21 protein-coding genes are annotated in these 17,621 nt (G+C 60.9%); 12 read left to right on the top strand and 9 right to left on the bottom strand.

Annotation, left to right across the window (positions count from 1 at the left end):
- The first annotated feature begins 149 nt into the window (after window positions 1-149).
- The gene (locus SynROS8604_RS07770) at window positions 150-536 is read left to right on the top strand and encodes a hypothetical protein (RefSeq protein WP_186543538.1); all 387 of its coding nucleotides are present in this window, start codon (window positions 150-152) and stop codon (window positions 534-536) included.
- Here the strand turns inward: SynROS8604_RS07770 and SynROS8604_RS07765 are convergent.
- The 5 genes from SynROS8604_RS07765 to SynROS8604_RS15790 all read right to left on the bottom strand — a co-directional run bounded on the left by SynROS8604_RS07765 (window position 517) and on the right by SynROS8604_RS15790 (window position 7,634).
- On the bottom strand, window positions 517-3,675 hold the full coding sequence (locus tag SynROS8604_RS07765) for a DEAD/DEAH box helicase (protein ID WP_186543537.1): 3,159 nt from the start codon (window positions 3,673-3,675) through the stop codon (window positions 517-519). The two genes, SynROS8604_RS07770 and SynROS8604_RS07765, sit on opposite strands and share 20 nt — an antisense overlap.
- Window positions 3,675-5,543, bottom strand: coding sequence for a DUF2075 domain-containing protein (locus tag SynROS8604_RS07760; protein ID WP_186543536.1), 1,869 nt, complete (start codon window positions 5,541-5,543; stop codon window positions 3,675-3,677). The genes SynROS8604_RS07765 and SynROS8604_RS07760 overlap by 1 nt, the downstream gene beginning before the upstream one ends.
- A gap of 129 nt (window positions 5,544-5,672) precedes the next feature.
- Complete coding sequence (locus SynROS8604_RS07755; RefSeq protein WP_255444937.1) at window positions 5,673-6,674, bottom strand: HIT domain-containing protein; 1,002 nt, start codon at window positions 6,672-6,674, stop codon at window positions 5,673-5,675.
- A 308-nt stretch (window positions 6,675-6,982) separates the two neighbouring features.
- On the bottom strand, window positions 6,983-7,567 hold the full coding sequence (locus tag SynROS8604_RS15795) for a DNA recombination protein RmuC (protein WP_255444936.1): 585 nt from the start codon (window positions 7,565-7,567) through the stop codon (window positions 6,983-6,985).
- Entirely contained in the window at window positions 7,521-7,634 is a 114-nt protein-coding gene (locus tag SynROS8604_RS15790; RefSeq protein WP_255445292.1) for a hypothetical protein, read from the bottom strand. The genes SynROS8604_RS15795 and SynROS8604_RS15790 overlap by 47 nt, the downstream gene beginning before the upstream one ends.
- Before the next feature lie 25 nt (window positions 7,635-7,659).
- Between SynROS8604_RS15790 and SynROS8604_RS15785 the strand changes: the two genes are divergently transcribed.
- Window positions 7,660-8,214 (top strand): hypothetical protein, encoded by a 555-nt coding sequence (locus SynROS8604_RS15785; RefSeq protein WP_255444935.1) that lies wholly within the window; start codon window positions 7,660-7,662, stop codon window positions 8,212-8,214.
- A gap of 88 nt (window positions 8,215-8,302) precedes the next feature.
- Here the strand turns inward: SynROS8604_RS15785 and SynROS8604_RS07745 are convergent, their stop codons facing one another.
- Complete coding sequence (locus tag SynROS8604_RS07745) at window positions 8,303-9,586, bottom strand: Fic family protein (RefSeq protein ID WP_186543535.1); 1,284 nt, start codon at window positions 9,584-9,586, stop codon at window positions 8,303-8,305.
- 408 nt (window positions 9,587-9,994) lie between these two features.
- On the opposite strand from SynROS8604_RS07745, the gene SynROS8604_RS07740 reads away from it, so the two are divergent.
- From SynROS8604_RS07740 to SynROS8604_RS07720, 6 genes are all read left to right on the top strand, one after another.
- On the top strand, window positions 9,995-10,273 hold the full coding sequence (locus SynROS8604_RS07740; protein ID WP_186543534.1) for a nucleotidyltransferase family protein: 279 nt from the start codon (window positions 9,995-9,997) through the stop codon (window positions 10,271-10,273).
- Between the two features lie 65 nt (window positions 10,274-10,338).
- Window positions 10,339-10,548: a hypothetical protein gene (locus SynROS8604_RS07735; protein WP_186543533.1), complete on the top strand. Its 210-nt coding sequence runs from the start codon at window positions 10,339-10,341 to the stop codon at window positions 10,546-10,548.
- A gap of 109 nt (window positions 10,549-10,657) precedes the next feature.
- Window positions 10,658-11,383 carry a DUF429 domain-containing protein gene (locus SynROS8604_RS07730; RefSeq protein ID WP_255444934.1) on the top strand — a complete coding sequence of 242 codons (726 nt, stop codon included), beginning with the start codon at window positions 10,658-10,660 and terminating at the stop codon, window positions 11,381-11,383.
- Window positions 11,384-11,401: 18 nt separating this feature from the next.
- Window positions 11,402-11,719 (top strand): nucleotidyltransferase family protein, encoded by a 318-nt coding sequence (locus SynROS8604_RS07725; protein WP_186543532.1) that lies wholly within the window; start codon window positions 11,402-11,404, stop codon window positions 11,717-11,719.
- Window positions 11,719-11,841 carry a hypothetical protein gene (locus SynROS8604_RS15780; protein WP_255444933.1) on the top strand — a complete coding sequence of 41 codons (123 nt, stop codon included), beginning with the start codon at window positions 11,719-11,721 and terminating at the stop codon, window positions 11,839-11,841. The genes SynROS8604_RS07725 and SynROS8604_RS15780 overlap by 1 nt, the downstream gene beginning before the upstream one ends.
- Window positions 11,842-11,852: 11 nt before the next feature.
- On the top strand, window positions 11,853-12,089 hold the full coding sequence (locus SynROS8604_RS07720; RefSeq protein ID WP_186543531.1) for a DUF86 domain-containing protein: 237 nt from the start codon (window positions 11,853-11,855) through the stop codon (window positions 12,087-12,089).
- Here the strand turns inward: SynROS8604_RS07720 and SynROS8604_RS07715 are convergent.
- Window positions 12,066-12,269 (bottom strand): hypothetical protein, encoded by a 204-nt coding sequence (locus SynROS8604_RS07715; RefSeq protein ID WP_186543530.1) that lies wholly within the window; start codon window positions 12,267-12,269, stop codon window positions 12,066-12,068. The genes SynROS8604_RS07720 and SynROS8604_RS07715 overlap by 24 nt on opposite strands.
- On the bottom strand, window positions 12,266-12,733 hold the full coding sequence (locus tag SynROS8604_RS07710; protein WP_186543529.1) for a hypothetical protein: 468 nt from the start codon (window positions 12,731-12,733) through the stop codon (window positions 12,266-12,268). Before SynROS8604_RS07710 ends, SynROS8604_RS07715 begins: the two co-directional genes overlap by 4 nt.
- Window positions 12,734-12,778: 45 nt before the next feature.
- On the opposite strand from SynROS8604_RS07710, the gene SynROS8604_RS07705 reads away from it, so the two are divergent.
- Both SynROS8604_RS07705 and SynROS8604_RS07700 read left to right on the top strand, forming a co-directional pair.
- Window positions 12,779-12,979 (top strand): hypothetical protein, encoded by a 201-nt coding sequence (locus SynROS8604_RS07705; RefSeq protein ID WP_186543528.1) that lies wholly within the window; start codon window positions 12,779-12,781, stop codon window positions 12,977-12,979.
- Between the two features lie 94 nt (window positions 12,980-13,073).
- Window positions 13,074-13,697 (top strand): 2'-5' RNA ligase family protein, encoded by a 624-nt coding sequence (locus SynROS8604_RS07700; protein ID WP_255444932.1) that lies wholly within the window; start codon window positions 13,074-13,076, stop codon window positions 13,695-13,697.
- A 14-nt stretch (window positions 13,698-13,711) separates the two neighbouring features.
- Here the strand turns inward: SynROS8604_RS07700 and SynROS8604_RS07695 are convergent, their stop codons facing one another.
- A complete protein-coding gene (locus tag SynROS8604_RS07695) occupies window positions 13,712-14,416 on the bottom strand; it encodes a Coq4 family protein (protein ID WP_186543527.1) in 705 nt (234 codons plus the stop codon).
- Between the two features lie 121 nt (window positions 14,417-14,537).
- Here SynROS8604_RS07695 and SynROS8604_RS07690 point away from each other — a divergent pair, with 121 nt between their 5' ends.
- Both SynROS8604_RS07690 and SynROS8604_RS07685 read left to right on the top strand, forming a co-directional pair.
- Window positions 14,538-16,313, top strand: a complete 1,776-nt coding sequence (locus tag SynROS8604_RS07690) for a gamma-glutamyltransferase family protein (protein ID WP_186543526.1) — start codon at window positions 14,538-14,540, stop codon at window positions 16,311-16,313.
- Window positions 16,310-17,605 carry an iron-containing alcohol dehydrogenase gene (locus SynROS8604_RS07685; protein WP_255444931.1) on the top strand — a complete coding sequence of 432 codons (1,296 nt, stop codon included), beginning with the start codon at window positions 16,310-16,312 and terminating at the stop codon, window positions 17,603-17,605. Before SynROS8604_RS07690 ends, SynROS8604_RS07685 begins: the two co-directional genes overlap by 4 nt.
- The last annotated feature ends 16 nt before the right edge of the window (window positions 17,606-17,621 follow it).

Below are 17,621 nucleotides of genomic sequence, written 5' to 3'. Positions count from 1 at the left end.
GGCGGGGTTTTCTTTTGCCTGTGCATAAAAAAAGAGCGGTTTCTCACTCCGCCCCCAATCTCATCTGTCCTTGCGTGAGCAGCACGTCGCCGCTGAAGCAAGGGGCATTCGGGTCGGGGACAGTTAGATCTCTATGAACCTGATATGCCTTGGCCATATCAATGCGTCTGATCACCCCGAGCCAGCTGTCGCTGTTCAGCATCAGCCCAGTGATCGGGGCCTGGTGGGAGGAGCTGGAAGCTCGCAAGCTGTTTGAAGGCAGCAAGCCAGCGGTGAGTGAGCTGGATCAGCAGCTGTTTGCCGATGGCCTGCGCCATGAGCATGTGTTGCTCGAGAAACTGGAGAAGGAAGGGCATCGCATCGCCCGTTTGCCTGGCAAGCAAACGGAAGCCGACTACGCCGCCACCCGTGAGGCGATGGCCCAAGGGGTGGAGTTCATCCACCAGGCATCGCTCTGCAACGCCGAGATGCGCGGCAGTGCAGGCGATAAAGGATTTCGCGAGCAGCTTGCTCCGCTCAAATCGCCACACCCATAATCGGCAACCACGCCGCCGGGATCTCGCGCTCCAACCGCCAGCGAATTGCCATCGGACGCTCACCCTCGTGATTCTCGTAGACGGCAAAGCCCAGGCACGCAAAAGGCTCGGTAATAGAGCCCTGTTTTCGCTGTTCCCGCACAAAGAGCAACACCCGTGAACCACCACTCACGTAACGCTGGCCTGTAGGAGAGGAAGCCGTGGTGGTGCTTTGGCTTTCCCAGTGGAAAAGGCGTGGGCCGAGGGCCAGGTCGCGATAACGGGTAGACGGGGAGAAAAGGGCCTCGCTCTTTTTGAGTGTCACGAACAGCAGGTCACACCGGCTGGGTTCATGCCAGAGCACGCCTTCACGGTGAATCCACGGTGCGTCATCACCGAGGACGCCAAACGCCGCTTCGATTTCGGCGCGGCTGTAGTGCCCGTGCACGCGAAGCGGCACTGGTAGCGCCCAAGGGAGTGGGTGCAGGCGGTGATCGGCCCTGGCAGCAAGGAAGAGAAGCAGCTGGCGCAGTTCGTCGCGCAATGCGCCGGCCTGCCAAAGCACAGCCAGGGCATCGAGAAGCGGACGCCACTGGCGGCCTGTGCCGAATAGCTGGGCCGTGAGCATCAACCACTGTCGGCGTTCGCGAACCCCCATGGTGAGCGGATCCGGCGGAGCAGGCTCCGACATGGCGGCGGCGAGGGCACGCAGACGATCAGGATCGTCGCCGTGGAGCAATCCAGAACCGATGGAGCGGCTTAGCCGCTCTTCCTCCGGATGGGACTCATCGCAAAGCCATCCCAGCTCACGACGAAGGGCTGTGAATGAGACGCCGCGAATGCCGTAGAAATCGACGGGGTCCATCGCGAGCGCCTCAAGCCAATCGGCGAGTCCACTAGCGGCATTGATAACCCCTTCAGCTGAAAGGGTATGGAGCTCCTCCAACAGCTGTGGGCGCCGGCTAGGCAGGCACTTGCGCAGATTGGAGAGGACTCGCTCACTCGCCACCCGATCAAGGACCAACCGACAGCCCGGAGGCACGAACGGAAAGCCCTGCTCAAGCTGCTCCTTCAGTTGGCGGCGGGTGCAGCCGAGCAGAGCGCGATAGCGCTGGTCGAAACGAAAGCGTCGGTGTTGCTGGCCAATGAAATCGAGCACCGTGAGGCAACTCTTGCCGGTGTCGGGCGAAAGGCGCAGCCCACGGCCAAGTTGCTGCAGGAAGACCACGGCGCTCTCGGTGGGGCGAAGCAAAAGCACGGTGTCGATCGAGGGGATGTCGAGACCCTCGTTGAACAGGTCCACGGCAAAGAGGATCTGCAGCTCGCCAACTTGTAGGCGGCGCAGGGCATCCCGGCGCTCATCACCGGGGGTGGTCGCGTCGAGGGCTTTGGCCTTGAGGCCAACGGCGCGGAATCGCTCGGCCATGAAGCGGGCGTGCTCCACGCTCACGCAAAAGCCCAGGGCGCGCATTCGTCGCGGTTCAGCCACCGCCTTCTCCAGTTCGCTGAGGATCAGCGCGACGCGACGATGGTCGCCTGTGTAAACATTGCTGAGCTCAGCGGGCACATAACCACCCCGGCGCCACTCCAGGGAGGAGAGGTCCGTGGCGTCAGCGACAGCGAAGTAGTGAAAAGGCGCGAGCAAGCCCTGATCGAGGGCGGTCCAGAGTCGCAGCTCCGCAGCGATACGTCCGCCAAACCAATAGAGGACGTCGAGCCCATCGGCGCGCTCGGGGGTAGCGGTGAGGCCAAGCAGAAGCTGAGGGCGCAAGTGGTCGAGCCAGCGGCGATAGCTCGAGGCTGCCGCGTGGTGGAACTCATCCACGATCACCACGGCGAAGCGATCAGGAGGGATCTCGGCAAGATCGAGCTGGGCGAGTGACTGGACCGAGGCAAATACATGTCGCCACTGGCGCGGCAGTTCGCCATCCACATAGAGCTCACCGAAGGCTGGGTCATGCAACACCTGGCGGAATGTGGCCAGGGCCTGGTGCAGGATTTCCTTGCGGTGAGCGATCAACAGCAGCGGCGGCGGCTCGGGTGCGGGGAACCGCTCAGGGAAATCGCTGTGCAGGCGGGCCACGTCGAACGCGGCCAGCACCGTCTTGCCCGTACCCGTGGCAGCCACCACCAGGTTATGCCAGCGGTTATGGACCATGCGCTCGGCCCCCAGGGCTTCGAGCATCTCGCGCTGGTAGGCGTAGGGCAGCAGGTTGAACCACGCCAGCGCCGAATCGTCCCTGGCGTCATCCACGCCCCGGGCTACAGCGAGCTGGTGATCGATTCGATCCTGTTGATCAGGCGTGGCGGCATAGCACTCGAACTCGCCCTCCTCCCAGTAAGCGTCAAAGGTGGACTGAAACTTGGCCACCATTGCCGGCGTCTCCAGGGCTGCCAGGCGCACGTTCCACTCCAGCCCGTCGAGCAGGGCTGCAGAGGAGAGATTCGATGAGCCGATGTAGGCCGTGCTGGTTCCACTCGCGCGATGAAAGTGCCAAGCCTTGGCATGGAGCCGGGTGCGGCGCGTGTCGGTACTGACCCGCACATCGGCGCCATGCTCCACAAGCCAGTCGAGAGCTTTGCGATCGGTGGCGCCGAGATACGTGGTCGTGAGCACTCGTAGGGAACGCCCGGACGCCAGGTACTGGGCGAGCACCGGCTGCAGCAACCGCAGGCCACTCCACTTGATGAAGGCGCAGAGCAAATCGATGCGATCTGCAGAGGGCACTTCTGCCTGCAAGGCCAGCCCCACACTGGGCTCGCTGGGGGCATTGATCAGCAGGGTGCCATCGGCCAGGGAGATGAGGGGCCGGTCCACGGGGGTCTCGTTCGGTAGCAACGGCGCATCCCGCAGCTCCTGAAGCAGACGAGCGCTGGGATGCAGCAGATCTCCCGCGTCAATGACAGAGCTGTACTGCTGGAGTAACCCAACGATCTGGTTAACCAGAGCCAATTGCTGCTGTTGCCGCTTGGGCTCCGGCAATGACGCCAGAGCTGTCTCACTTAGCTGGCGCAAGTAGCGGGCCAGGCGCTGGGGCGCCTCGGCGGGATCCAGGGGTTGGAGGTGATGTAAGGATTCCTCCTGACCGGCCAGGAGCTGGTCAATCGCGGCACTGAGCGGGTGGTCGTAGAGCCCGGGTGTGAAATTTTGCTCAGGCATCAGAGATCAGTGGTCTTCTCTGAGATCTGCTTGAGCCAGGCACTTAGTTCAGGGTCACACGCAAAAACCCAGCAGGCTTTTGTCCCTCGGCTCATCAACGTTCGGTATGTGTTGCGGATGATCGCGTCTGCCTTTATGCGGATCGCCTGGGGGTCCCGTTTCAGGCCCACCTTGTATCCCTTCAACGACTGATCCGTGCGCGCCCGGGCCGAAGGAACCGTCACAACCTGGCCATCCCTGTAGGCAAGATCCGGCCCGATGATCACACCGATCGTCTCCAGCTCCAGGCCCTGGCAGGTATGGATGCAGCCAACCTCCTCCACAGTGCCTGCCTTCATGATCCACACACTGCCGTCCTTGCTCAGGTTCCAGCGGGCCCGGTAGCCCCAGGGCTCGATCGTGATGTCCCAGGCGCTGGAATATTTTTTTGAATCCCAGTTCCAGCAATAGCCCGCCACCATCCGTGCCTGGTTGACGTGATTGGCCTTGCGAATCGCCTCATGCAGCTCAACTGGATCATCAAAAACCCTGAAGTCGTAGCTGGCGGCTGGGTCCAACTGCTCATTGGCCGTGGCCCGTATCCCGAGGGTGGAATCCAGCCAGGCCAGGTAGCCGTCAGAGCCGCTGCAACGGAACTGCGACGGCAGCACGTCACGATGTAACTCGGCCTCGTGGAATTGGCTCCACTTTTCGATCTCGGCCGTACTCCCAATGTCGTCGAAGGTGACGCGCTGGTCTTCATCAAGGAAAAACACCGCCAGCTTGCTGGCGTGGATGATCTCCTTGACTTGGTTCTCTCCCTCCTTGTCGTAGATGGTCTTGGTCATCAGCCGGTAGCTTTCATCCACGATCAGGGCGTCATAAAAGCCCTCCGGACATCCAACAAAACAGGCCGAACCACAGAAGAGGTTGTCGTATTCCCCTTTCTGGAGAGAACCGGTGAGCTTGGCGCGATATTCAGCCCGCGGCGCTGCGTTCTTGCTCACATAGCGGGCATTGAGGCCCATGCCCAGCAACCGAGCCAGCAAGTTCACCGCCACCACCGATTTCCCCGTTCCAGGCCCGCCCTGCACCAGCAGCACACAGTGCCTCCCTTCTCGTAGCCGTCGTGCAAGGCCTAGCGCCTTTTCGTACACCACCTTCTGTTCGTCAATCAGCACGAACTCGGCATTGCCCTTCAACATTCGCTCAACAGAGTCCGCAAGCTGACGGCTGGGCTTGGCCTTGCCATCGCGGATCCTCTCGATCGTGCGACCCCGATCGCCAACCTGCAGACAGCGCTGCAAGAAGGCCGCCATGGCTGCGTTGTCGTGGCGGAGAAACACTGGTGCCTGATCGAGGTACGGGCGATAGCGGGCATCGGTGATGCCGCTGCCATCTGTGCAGTTGTGGAGGTAGGCGCAGGGTTGCAGAGCAATCTTGTGCTCAACCACCGCTGTATTGAACCCACGCAGGAGCTGCCCGTAGCTCATGGCCTGGTACGAAGGATAAGTGGTCTCGCGTGGCCCCTTCCCGATGAAGGTTCGTACCACCCCATCCAGCTCAGTGGACTGGACTGATTCCCACTGCTTCAGCTCAACGATCACCGCAGCTGGTTCGCCAACAGCATCACAGCCTGAAAGCAGCAGGTCGATGCGCTTCGCAGCGTTGTGAATGCGGTATTCGATCGCCACACCTAGCTCTGAGGGGATCTCTTCGAACTGCAATACGTTTCCAACGCACTGAAGTGAATTCTTCCAAGCTCGAAACTCGCTTGCGGCGACTTTGTGGCCTGTAATCGCTATGAAGCGCTCTCGCACCTCCTCCTCAATGCGCTGCTCGCGCACGTGTTTCAGGAACTCTTCTCGAGTTGCGAGATAAATGATCACGAAAGCAAGGGCTGAATGGACCCACCTGAAGGAATTCTGGCTGCGTCTGCTTGTTGGGAATGCAGTTCGAAGCTGGGTGCAGATGAGCTTCAGGATTGTGGGCTGGATGACTGGTCAGCTGATCTGCGATCAATACCTCATCCTGTGCGCGATCACACCTCTCACACCACCCCGCGGATCAGCCACGTCACCCTTGCGCCTTGGGATCAGATGCCAGTGGGCATGCATCACCGTCTGCCCGGCCGAGTCACCACTGTTCAGGCCGATATTGAAACCGCTGATGGAGGCATCCGCCATCTCAAGATCCTGCCTTCTCTGCTTCAGGAGTGCAGTGACGGCATTCCACTCGGGCTGATGAAGCTCCATTCCATCCGCCACATGCCGGCAGGGGATCACCAGGCTGTGGCCTTTGGTGACGGGATAGGCATCGGCGATGCAGAACGCCAGTTCGTTCCTCAGCAGCCCCCGATCTGAATTCTGCAGTTCACAGAAAAGGCATCCCTCCTGCCTGTGGTCATAGCTCTGCAGCACCCCGCGGAAGTCGGTGCTGTCGCTGTCCCGCTTGCCGGCGTTGCAACGGAAACAGAGTGCCTGGAAGTTGGAGATGTCATCAGAACCACCATGATTCTTCGGGATGATGTGATCAACCTCCAGCGCCGCTTGGTGCTCATGGGCCCCGCAGCATTCACAGCGGCCCTTGGCGCGGGTGAACACCCGATAGCGGATCGATCCGCTGATGGCCGTGCGATGGCGTGAACGATGGGCGAAAACCTCGTCACCGCGCTTCAGGCGGAAGGCATCGAGCTTCTCCCGGCAGAGCTGAAGCAGTGCATCCCGCTCGATCTCGCTGAGGTCGTCCGCGCCGATCAGGCTGTAGACGCCTCCGGCATGAGACGTGATGCCGTTGGAGGTCAGCACCCGTCCCACCATCCGTTTCACACGTTCGGTGTAGTAATCGATCTGGGAGCTGTCCTCGCCAAGGATCCGCCGGGCGATGTCTTCTGCAGGTGCAGGGCTGCTTCTTCCGAGCAGCTCCATCAGCATCAGCGGCTGATAGATGTGCGACATCCGCATCCGCTGGTTGATGTACGCGGCAAGGCGGTCGTACGAACTGGATCGTGCAGGCTCCATCCGTCAGAGCAGTCATCCAAAGTCTGTATGGAATCACCCAGCTCTTCATTGACTGCAGCCAACCTCCAGATTGAGAGTTCCCTGACCAACGTTCACAGGCTGACAGAGAGAGCGCGAAAGCTGAAGATCTCTCAGCTCCCCACCTCAACAACACATCTGATGCAGCGTCGATGAATCTGTTTTGATTCAAGGCATCAAAAAACAAGGCGCCAGCTTGAACTTGATGGCAGCAACAAAGAGATCGAAGGAGATTTATCTGCCATGTCTTGCTTCAAGGTTTTGATGCAGGCCACAGTCATTCACAGGCCTCACTCCCCCGCCTGAATCTCCCGCACCACCTCATCGATTGGATCACTCAGGTCAATCTCACCGCCTTGCCCCGCCAGCTCTGCAAAACGCCTCCCCTGCGGCAGCAACCGGCTCTGCGCTGATCCCACCGCTGCGTTGAAGCTCTTGTTCAAGCGGGTGAGGTTGTTGCCGATGTCGTTGAACTTGTCGATAAAGGTGGAGAAGCGCTTGTGCAGCTCCACTGCTTGCGCCTGAATCTCATCGATATTTTTGGCAATCTCCGCCTGCTGGATTGTCATCGCCAATCCCTTCAAGATCGCCAGCAGGCTGGTGGGGAAGGTGAGGATGATGGTCTTGCTGAAGGCGTACTCCAGCAGCTGCGGATCCCGCTCCAATGCCATCGACAGGGCACCTTCCACCGGGATGAACAGCACCACCCCATCCACCACCTGGCCCAGGGCACTGAGCTTGCCGGCGTAATCCTTCTTGCTCAGCAGATCGATGTGGTTGCGAACCTTCTTCAAGTGATCCGTAAGTGCCGCATCCCGCTGGGCTTGATCATTGGCCTGCAACGCATCGAGATAGCTCTCGATCGGGGCCCACATGCACCTGCTCGTCGAAGTCGCAGTAGGCGATCAAGCCCACAAACTCCAGGATCCGGCGCAGGTTCACCTCCCCCCACTGGCCCTTCACTGCGTTGGGGCAGATCGCGGGTAGTTTCCGCCAGCAACTCCTTGGCGAATGGCTCACTCACCGTTTCCTTGGTGCTCTTGAGCAGGGAGCGGAACTGGGTGAGCAGATCCGTGCGGGCCTGCTCCAGGAATTCGGTCTGGCTTTCCTGGCTGCGCAGCTTCTCAGCCACCTCCGCCATCGCTGCCAGGGCGGTGTCGTGGCCGGCCTTGAGCGCATCCCGCTCCTGGCTTACGCCCTCCAGTTGAGTGCGGCTCACCGCTGCCTGTTCACTGGCCTGTTGCGCCTGTTGTTGCGCTGCTTTGAGTTCACTGCTCTGCAGCTCCAACTGCTGGCTGAATTGCGCCAGGCCCTGGTCGGCCTTCAGCAGTCGCTCCTCCAGCAAACGCGCTTCACCGGAGCCAGCACTGCTGCGGCCCTTGCTGAACACCCGGCTGAGGATGAAGCCAGCGATCAGCCCGGCGAGCACACCGGTGATGAACAGAAGGGTTGGGGTTATGAAGCCATTGGGATCCTTCAATCAAAGTGGCTTACCTGGCCACGATTCGCATTCCCCGAATAGTTGACCAACAGGAGCGAAGGCACCGGACCAGATGAGACAGCTGCTGATCCTTGGCGCCCTGACACTCGTTCCCCAACCAGCCAGGGAGTCAGCCAGGCAGCCGCGTCGTCAGATCTTCCGGGACGCGGAAGATCTCTCGCCGGCCATCCTTACCCGCGATCAGCAGTCCTCGGGCCGATAGGGACTGCAGGTCACTACGGGCCGTCTGATGGCTGACCCCATGGCTGTTCTGGTGGGATAGCACCGTGTAGCGATAGCCGGGATGACGAAGGGCATGACGCAGCAGCTCCAGCTGGCGGTGATTCAGCCCCTCCATGCCCTCCAGACGCTGCTGCAGCGCCCCCACCTCGCCGGCCTTGCGCTCGAGATAGGAATGCAGGCTGCCGATGGCTTGCAGGATCACCTTCACCTGGGCCAGCAGGAAATAGGTGAGGTCGTTGTCGTCGCTCTCGCTGAGCAGGAATGAACGCTCGTACTGTCCCCTGGCCTGATTGATCACCGAAGAGATCGAGATGAACTCGAAAAGCCAGTAACCCTGCTGCAGCATCGCCCAGTAGAAAAGCGCCCGAGCTGTTCGACCGTTGCCGTCGCTGAAGGGATGGTCGTAAGCCAGCCAGAAGTGCAGAGCGATGGCGCGCACCACCGGGTGGATGAACACCTTCGGCGTCTCGCCGTTGGCAAAGCGGCAGAGCTCTTCCAGCCGCTGCGGCAACTCGTCCGCCGGGGGCGGCACATGGAACACCGTTCCGTAGAGGTCATCCACCACCACCTCCTTGCCGGGTGGGCGCAGCCGGCCAGCATCGGCAGGGTCATCCAGCGTGCCCTCAGTCACCAGCCTGTGCAGATCCAACACCAGCTGCGGGGTCAACGGCTGCTTGCGAAGCTCCCGGATTCGCTGCATCGTCAGGAAGTTGTTCAGAATCATCCGCTCGGAACGGTCGCGGGGCGGCCGGCGGCTGCGGATCATCGCTTTGGCCACATCCCGCGTCGTGGCAGCACCTTCCATCTGTGAGGAGGTGATGGCCTCCTCCATCAGCGAACTCAGCAGGTAGCGATCCCGGGTGGAGCGCCTGGTGACGGCCTCAGGCGCCACCACGCTGGCACCGGCCTCCATATCGATCTGATGCAGCCCTTTGAGCAGTACAGGCGGCTGCGAAAAGCCGAAGGCCAGGCCTTCACTCGCCAGAAGCGGCAGAGGCGTCAGCCTGCGGGACAGCTTTTCCGCCAACCACCACTGCTCATGGGTCAGCCCCTCCGGGGCTGGGCGATGGCGCAGCTCATCCCAGTGCAGATAGCGATCTCCTTCCTCCGAGGTGGCCAGGAGGGAGAGCAGCGACAGTGTCTCCTGCAGCCCGCCGCAGCGATCCAGCAACGCCTGGAGAGGCGGGGGCCTGCGGGGTAGCCGGGTCGGCAAGACACACGAACTTCAAACTTGGTTCAAATTAGAAGATGATTTGAGCTCGAGCATGGCCCCGTCAAATCGCAATGACCTGGCGGCCCTGGCTTGATCCAGGCAAGACGGGTCTGAAACGAGTCCGTCTCAGCCCGATGCCATGAGCAGCACAGCCAACCGCCATCGGCTGATACACAACCGGCTTCCTCGCCCCCCATGTCTTCCAACAGAAAGCGGATCGAACTGGAGATGACGGCCAGGCGCGTTATGCCGATCTCGCTGGTGGGGCCGAGAGCAACGACGTCGCCAACCTGCTGGCGGAAAGCGGCGAGCTAGGCCTGCGAAGACTGCTGATTCGGCCGATACTGAACAGATCGGTCTGGCTCTATGACCCTTGCCCCAGTTCGGCGCCATCACGTGGCGCGGCTGGATGTGTTCGGCTCCGTGCTGAGGTCCGATTACCGGCCTGGAGAAAGCGACATTGATCTGTTGGTGGAGGTCCAGCCCCTTGACCCCTCCACTCTCTACAAGGCCTACTTCGCGCTGCTGAACGACCTGCGCGTTGGCCTGGCTTCGCGTGTCGACCTTGTCATGGCCGACGCCGTCCGCAACCCCTACCTCAAGCAGACCATCGAGACCAGCCGGCAGCAGATCTATGCAGCGTGACCCCCGGGCCTACCTGAGCGACACCCTGGAGGCGGCAGCTGCCATTCAGGTTGCAACCAGCACGATTGAAGAAGCTGGCTACAGCCAGTCGTGAGCGTGAGTTCATCATCACCGGGGAAGCCCTGAAGGTGATCGCACAGCGAAATCCACAACTCTTTGCCGCGATCCCAGAAGGGAGGCAAATCATTGATTTCCGAAATCTGCTCACCTCCGCATATCTGAATGTCAGTGATCCCGTGTCTGGCTCACCATCTCCACTGATCTTCCCGATCTGAGAATAACCGTGGCACGGCTCCTCAATCAGGCTTGAACCTGATGGCACCTGGATGAGTCCTCGGCATCGACGCCGCCTGGACGGCCAACAACCCCAGTGGTGTGGCCCTGGTGCAACGGGCCGCTGAGGGTTGGCAATGCCTTGCCCTGGCCCCCAGTTATGAGGCATTTCTAGCCCTAGCCGCCGGCCAACCCTGGGATGGAAGCCGGAAAGCCCAGGGCAGTGAACCCGATCCCGAAGCGCTGCTGGAGGCCTGCCATCAACTGGCGGGGCAACCCGTGGACTGCGTGTCGGTCGACATGCCCCTGGCAACAACAACGATCACCAGCCGGCGCGCCGGTGCCATCGCCGATCAATTGCGCGAACGCTTCGCCGAGCTCGGCGTTCCCCTGCACACCACAACACCCCATCTCCAAGGGCCGGCCCTGATCGAGTGTTATCCCCATGTGGCCCTGCTGACCTTGCTCAACCGCAACGACCGCGTGCCTTACAAGGTGAGCCGCTCGGCTCAGTACTGGAGGGCGGAGCGGCCTCCGATTGCTGAGCGGGTCAAACGTCTGCTCGCTGAGTTCAGCGCCATCCCTCTCACCCTGCCCCAACCCCATGAGGTGAGCACGCTCTCGTCGCTCAAGCCCGTGGAAGACATGCTCGATGCCCTGATCTGCGCCTGGATCGGCATCGAACACCTCGAAGGCCGAACCGTTGGTCTCGGGGATGACACCGCCGCAATCTGCGTGCCGCAGTCCCTGACCAACCACTCATTCAGAGTGAGGCCCATCACAAACCGAATGCGTCAACCAGGTGAACGACAAAACCGCTCAACCAGCCGATACTGAATGGAGAGGACAGGCGTCATGAACAGCTCATCGCCCCTGCCCGCGCTCAACCCCGAACAGTTGCTTCCACTCCTGCGTGAACGCCAAGGCGTCTGGCGGCAGCGCTACCAACTCAAACGCATCGGCCTGTTTGGCTCCACCGCCCGCAACCAGGCCACGTCGAGCAGCGATGTGGATGTGTGGGTCGAATTGGATCCCCTCACCCCTTACGCCACCGTGCATCTCAAGCAGGAACTGGAAGAGCTACTGAAGCGCCCGGTGGATCTCGTGCGTTTGCGTGAGGGCATGAACCCCGCCCTGAAGCGCGCCATCCTGCAGGATGGCATCAGCGCATGATGGCTGATCGGCTTCTGTTGCTCACCCCTCTGCGGGAGGCACTGGAGAGGATCGCACGCAAGGCTGAACCATTCTCGCGGACCCCTCTCTGCTGGATCAAGAGGATGGCCAAGATCGCCTAGATGTGATCTGCATGCAGTTCCTGGCAGCCGGTGAGGCCTTAAAGCGGCTGGAGAAACTGAAACCAGGCCTGCTCTCCACCAACTTCCCGGAGATCGACTGGAAGGGTGCCATGGGGTTTCGCGATGTGATCGCTCACCAGTACTTCGATCTCGATGCGGAGCAGGTGTTGCTGATCTGCCAGGACGCGTTGCCCGGCTTATTAAGCGCCATTCGAACGCTCGAATCAGAAGCTCAGAAGCAGACCTGAGGGCTCAAACAAAAACAACGACTGATGATCATTAAGTGGCTTAACGGCGATTTGAAGAACGCTGGCCTCATTTAAGGCAGGGTTGATGCCCTGATCTGCGCCTGGATCGGCATCGAACACCTCGAAGGCCGCACTACCGGGCTTGGTGATGCCACTGCTGCCATCTGGGTGCCGGATCAATCCGCCGACAGCTCCACACCTTCATCCAGTGCCATCAGCACCATCGCCTTGAAGTCGTCGTCAGCAAGGTCGCTATGGGCCTGGCGCAGCTCAGGCGTCGCGTTCTGCAAGAGATGACGCAGCCGCTTCGGTTGCAAACGCGGCTCGAGCATCTGCAGCAATTCTGCTGCAGTTCTGCGACTCTTTGCGGGAGGATGCCCCTCCACGGCCATGAAGGCCTGAAACTCCTCCTCCATCCGCACGGCCTGAGCCGACTGATAGCGCTCCATGGCCTGCACCGCTTCCTTCGGAACATCACCGTCTCGCAGTGCCTGGGTGATGCCGTTTTCCAGCAGCATCGCTGCAAGGCCAGACATGGAGCGGCCCGTCACTTCGGCCCAGGCCCAGAGCAACACGCCATGGGCCGGCGCGGTGGGTGTCACCGAAAGCCGGGCATTGGCCTTGAAGGGAGCCGAGACAGACATCGCCCAAGCAGCGGATCGATCAATTAGAGCAGATGTGCTGCATAGATGCAGCACACAGATCCAAGCTGCCAGCCGGGCCATCGTGAAGGCACGGTGAGGGACAAGAGCAAGACGTCACACCGCCCCAACAGCGATCGCCACATCCCCGAAAGCCCCTCCCTTGTGGTGAGGCTTTCCCATGACCAAGGGATGGTCTCAACGACTTACCGCAAACGGCCTTTGGAAATTGGAAACGTCCTAACCTGAAGTTTGGTCAGGAACTGCACGTGGCCGTGCGGATTGAGCTACCTGCCTGGAGAGCCAACACTCCGATCGCCACGCCATCCAGCAGCGTCGGGCGATGCTGCCCTCCAGCCTGACTGTTTGGGACGAGAATCACACCGCTGAGGGATCAGACATCAGCATGACGTCTCCGCAAGCCGTGTCCTATTGGCTGCTCCCTGCCCCGGAGGCCCAGGCGGTGTTGGATCAACTCTCGGCGCTGGCCAGCCAGGCGCTTGTGGCTTGCAGATTGCCTCCGCACATCACGCTCTACAGCGAGCATCTCGATGGAGAGCATGGCGTCAGCCAGGAGCAGGTCATCGCTCAACTTCAGCAACTTGCCGATTGTCGTCAACCTGTTCGGCTCAGGCCCAATGCCATCGAAGCGAGCCTGTTGTTCACCCAGAGTCTTGTGCTGCGCTTCAACGCCGAGGCGATGACGCAACTGCATCCCTGGTTCAACCAGTTGCGTCGTCGTTCAGGGGCTGAGCTCGGCTACCGGCTGGATCCGCATCTGACCCTGCTCTACAGCCAAGACCCCTTCCACTTAAGGCAGGAGCTGGCCCGGCGGCTGCCGCTTCCGAGCGATCCGCTGCTGTTTGGGCGCGTCAGCGCAGTGACTCACCCGCTCACGATCAGCAGTCCTGCCGACATCGCAGCCTGCACCACGCTCCATGCGTGTGCGTTGTCTTGCACTCGCTGAAGAGCTAGGCAGAGTCAGCTGCGCGGGTTCTCGCCTGTGAGCAATGGAAAGGGGCTTTGGCGTAGAAGCGCGCGGATCCCCAACGCGTCCCGCCAGGTTTGTAGGGGGGTTTCCCAGCCCTCCTCCCAGCGCTGGGCCAGAAGCGGTTGCGCTGTCGCCCCCAGGTTGAGGCCGTAGGCAATCGCCACACCCACGTCAACCGCTGTAACCTCGTCTGCATCGCTGACGCGATGGACCAGATCCGCAGCAATCAGGAGAGCACTACCTGGCCAGCGCAGCTGTTCGGTGGTAAGACCGTTGGCGGCAGCTTCCCCCGCCATTGTGATCGGCAAACCAGCGATCACATGCCAGAGATCGTGGGTGTAGCGGATGCGCAGCTGCAAGTAGGTGTCATCACTGGCCATCTCTTTCGATAGCTCCGGTGCGGGGAGCTCGCTCAGTCCCTGAGAGGTCAAAAACAACCCGTACACATGCCCGAGGGATCCCGCGGGCAGGTCCACAAGCTCCTTCGCGGTAGGCCAATGCCCCCAGTACTGATCCTTCACAAGCGCCTGGATGGAAGGATCAGCCTTCAAGCGGTCTCGAGCGGCTTGAGCCACATCCGTGCTGTAGGTGGCATTCAGAAGGTCGAAGGCATGATCGAGATCGTTCGGATTGCTGCACAGAGCGGCCAGATCGACCGCCAGTCGCTTCAGCAGATTCCGATGGGCCGAGGGCACGGTTTTTGAGGGTCAATGGCGTGAATCATCGATCACCGCCCACACCTTTGCTCGCTTGATCCAATGAAGGGTCTTCCTGGCCAGACTTGGTGGGCGATAGCGCCTTTACCGCCTTCCCTTCATGCTCCGCGCTCTGCTGCTGATCTTCAGTGTTTGCATCAGCACCGCAGCTGCTGCTGCTTCAGCGGCTCCCGTGAGCCGCGACGATCCGGAGCAGGCGGATCTCGGCAGCAAGCGCGTCTCCACGGCAGCGGGTGCGGCCGTTGTGGTGACGGCTAATCCTCTCGCCAGCGAGGCGGCCCTCGCCGTCCTCAAGGCTGGTGGACATGCCGTGGATGCCTTGGTCACTGCCCAGGCTGTCTTAGCTGTGGTGGAACCGCAGAGCTCCGGACTCGGTGGAGGTGGCTTCCTGTTGCACTGGGATGCCAGCCAACAAGTCCTAGAGGTGTTTGATGGCCGAGAAACGGCACCACAACGCAGCCGGCCTGATGATTTGCTCAAGCCATCCGGAGAGCCTCTCTCCTGGCGGGAGGCCACCAGTCGGCTCGATGCCATTGGAATCCCTGGAACGGTGGCCCTGCTCTGGGATGCCCATCAACGCGATGGACGCCTTCCTTGGGCCACCCTCTTGGAACCGGCCATCGGTCTGGCCCGAGATGGCTTCCGGCCAAGCCCGCGCCTGCTTCGTGCCGTCCGTCTGGCCCAGCGGATCGGTGTGGCCCATAGTCCGGCATTTCAAGCCCTTTATCTGCCGGGTGGCCAACCTCCTCAGCCCGATCGCTTGTTTCGCAACCCAGCCCTGGCGCGCACTCTGCAAGATCTGGCTCGCGATGGCGGTTCCTCCTTCTATCGAGGAGCGCTAGCGCAACGCATCCTGGGCGAGCTCATAGAGCTGCAATCTCAGGAGCCTGGATTTCGAGGCTGGAGCCAGGCGGATCTGGCCAGCTATGCCGTGGTGCACCGCGCACCGCTTTGCAATGCGTTTCAGCGTTTGCAGCTCTGCACGGTTCCCCCTCCCAGCAGCGGTGGGCTGGCCGTGTTGCAGACCCTTGCGCTCCTCGATGCACTAAGAGGTCTCACGGCCGAAACCGAGCTGAACACCTGGCAGCAATTGGCGACCGCTCAGGCCTGGGCTGATGCGGATCGTCTGTATTGGGTTCACGATCCGATCGATGCAGCGATCCCAACCGAGCCACTGCTGGCTCCGGCTTACATCCAGGAGCGTGCCACAACCATTCAGGGTTCAGCCTCAGCGTCTCCTTTCCCTGGCTTGCCGCCAGGGATTGCTCACTATCCCTATGCCCTTCCTCAACAAGGCCAAGAACAGGGCACGACCCAGGTCTCGATTGTGGATGTGGCCGGAAATCTTGCGAGCTACACCGCTTCGGTGGAAACCGTGTTCGGAAGCCGGCATCTGCTGGCTGGCATGGTGATGAACAATCAGCTCACCGACTTCTCCTTTCAGCCCACTCTCCAAGGAAAACCAATCGCCAACCGACGCCTGCCGGGTCGCCGGCCGAGCTCATCGATGGCACCCATGATGGTGTTCCGAAACGGTGAGCCGATCCTGGCGCTCGGTAGCCCAGGCGGGAGAACGATTCCACATGTGCTCAGCCGTGTGTTGCTCGCGTCGTTGATCTGGAACGAGACCCCGGAACGAGCCGTTGCTATGCCCCTTCTCTCCAAGCGTGGCGCCACGCTCGTTGTTGAAAAGGACCCGCCTCTGCCATGGCCAGTTCCCGTTGAACAACTCAAAACAGCGGATCAACCGATCCGCTTTCAACGCCTCGGTAGCGGCACTGCTCTGTTGCAGAACATTGATGGCCGCTGGTATGGGGCTGCCGATCCTCGCAGGGAGGGAACAGCCCTGGCTCTTCCCAGAGCGTCGCAACCATGACGGAAAAAGCCGATGAACAGATCCACGCTCGCGATCGAGGTCAGTCACCGAGATTGTCTTCACTGTCCATCGTCCTGATCCGCAGCTACCAGCGCCTGCTCCATGGGTTATCCCTGGTCTTGCCTTTTCGTCGCTCCCGGTTGCTGATCGCTGCCGGCAGTTGCCGTGATCTTTCCGGTGTATTGCAGACGAAAGGTTGGCTCCGCCCTCTGCTGGTGACGGATCAGCACCTAATGCAGCTGCGCTTGCCACAGGACTTGATTGCTGATTTGGAACGCAGCCGCATTCCAATCACTGTGTTCGATCAGGTGCCTGAGAACCCCACTCTTGCAAGCGTGGAGTTGGGTTTTAGGCGCTATCGCGATGCTGGTTGCGACAGCCTGATCGCCTGTGGTGGTGGCTCCGTGATCGACTGCGCCAAGGGCATCGGCGCAAGAGTTGGCAATCCCTGGCTCACCCTGCGGTGGATGGAGGGGTTGTTTCGTGTGCTCCTCCCGCCGCCGCCGTTGGCCTGTGTGCCCACCACCGCTGGCTCCGGCTCGGAAGCAACGATTGCTGCTGTGTTCACAGATCCTGAACGTGGACGCAAGATTGCTATCGCTGATCTCAAGCTTCTCCCCCAGGTCACGGTGCTCGATCCCGAACTGATGCGTGGCCTGCCGCCAACGGTGACCGCTGCTGGTGGCCTGGATGCACTCACCCATGCGGTGGAGTCGTACATCGGCCGCAATGGATCTGCCTTCAGCGAGCGCAAGGCGCTCTCAGCCCTGAGTCGTATTGCCCGATGGCTGCCTATCGCCTACCAGCAGGGAGACGATCTCGAGGCACGGCTGCAGATGGCGCTTGCTGCCCATGAAGCAGGCGAAGCCTTCACCCGAACCAATGTGGGCTATGCCCACGCCATTGCCCATGCCCTTGGATGTGAATACGGAATCACCCACGGCCTTGCCAATGCGATTGTGCTGCCCGAAGTGCTGCGTTGGTCGCGACCGGCCTGTGAACGGCAACTGGCTGACTTGGCCCGAACGATTGATCTCGATGTTGTTGGACTGAGCAATCAGCAGCTTGCACTTCAGTTCATTGCCTGGATTGAACGCTTGAACCGCGAACTGGGCATCCCGGCGAGTATTTCCCAGCTGCGCAGCCAAGATGTTTCTTCGCTTTCCCGCGGTGCCTTAAAGGAAGCCCGACTTGCCTATCCAGTCCCTCGCCTGATGAATCAGAAGGACTGCGAGGCCCTGTTGCGTCGCTTACAGACTGAAACCACCATCAGCGAAGGTCTCAGCAGCTAGCTGCCATTCCCTCCAG

The organism is Synechococcus sp. ROS8604 (assembly GCF_014279655.1).
Taxonomy (GTDB): Bacteria; Cyanobacteriota; Cyanobacteriia; order PCC-6307; family Cyanobiaceae; genus Synechococcus_C.
Note: the sequence above shows the minus strand (reverse complement) of the source record. Positions and strands in the feature narration are given on the sequence as shown.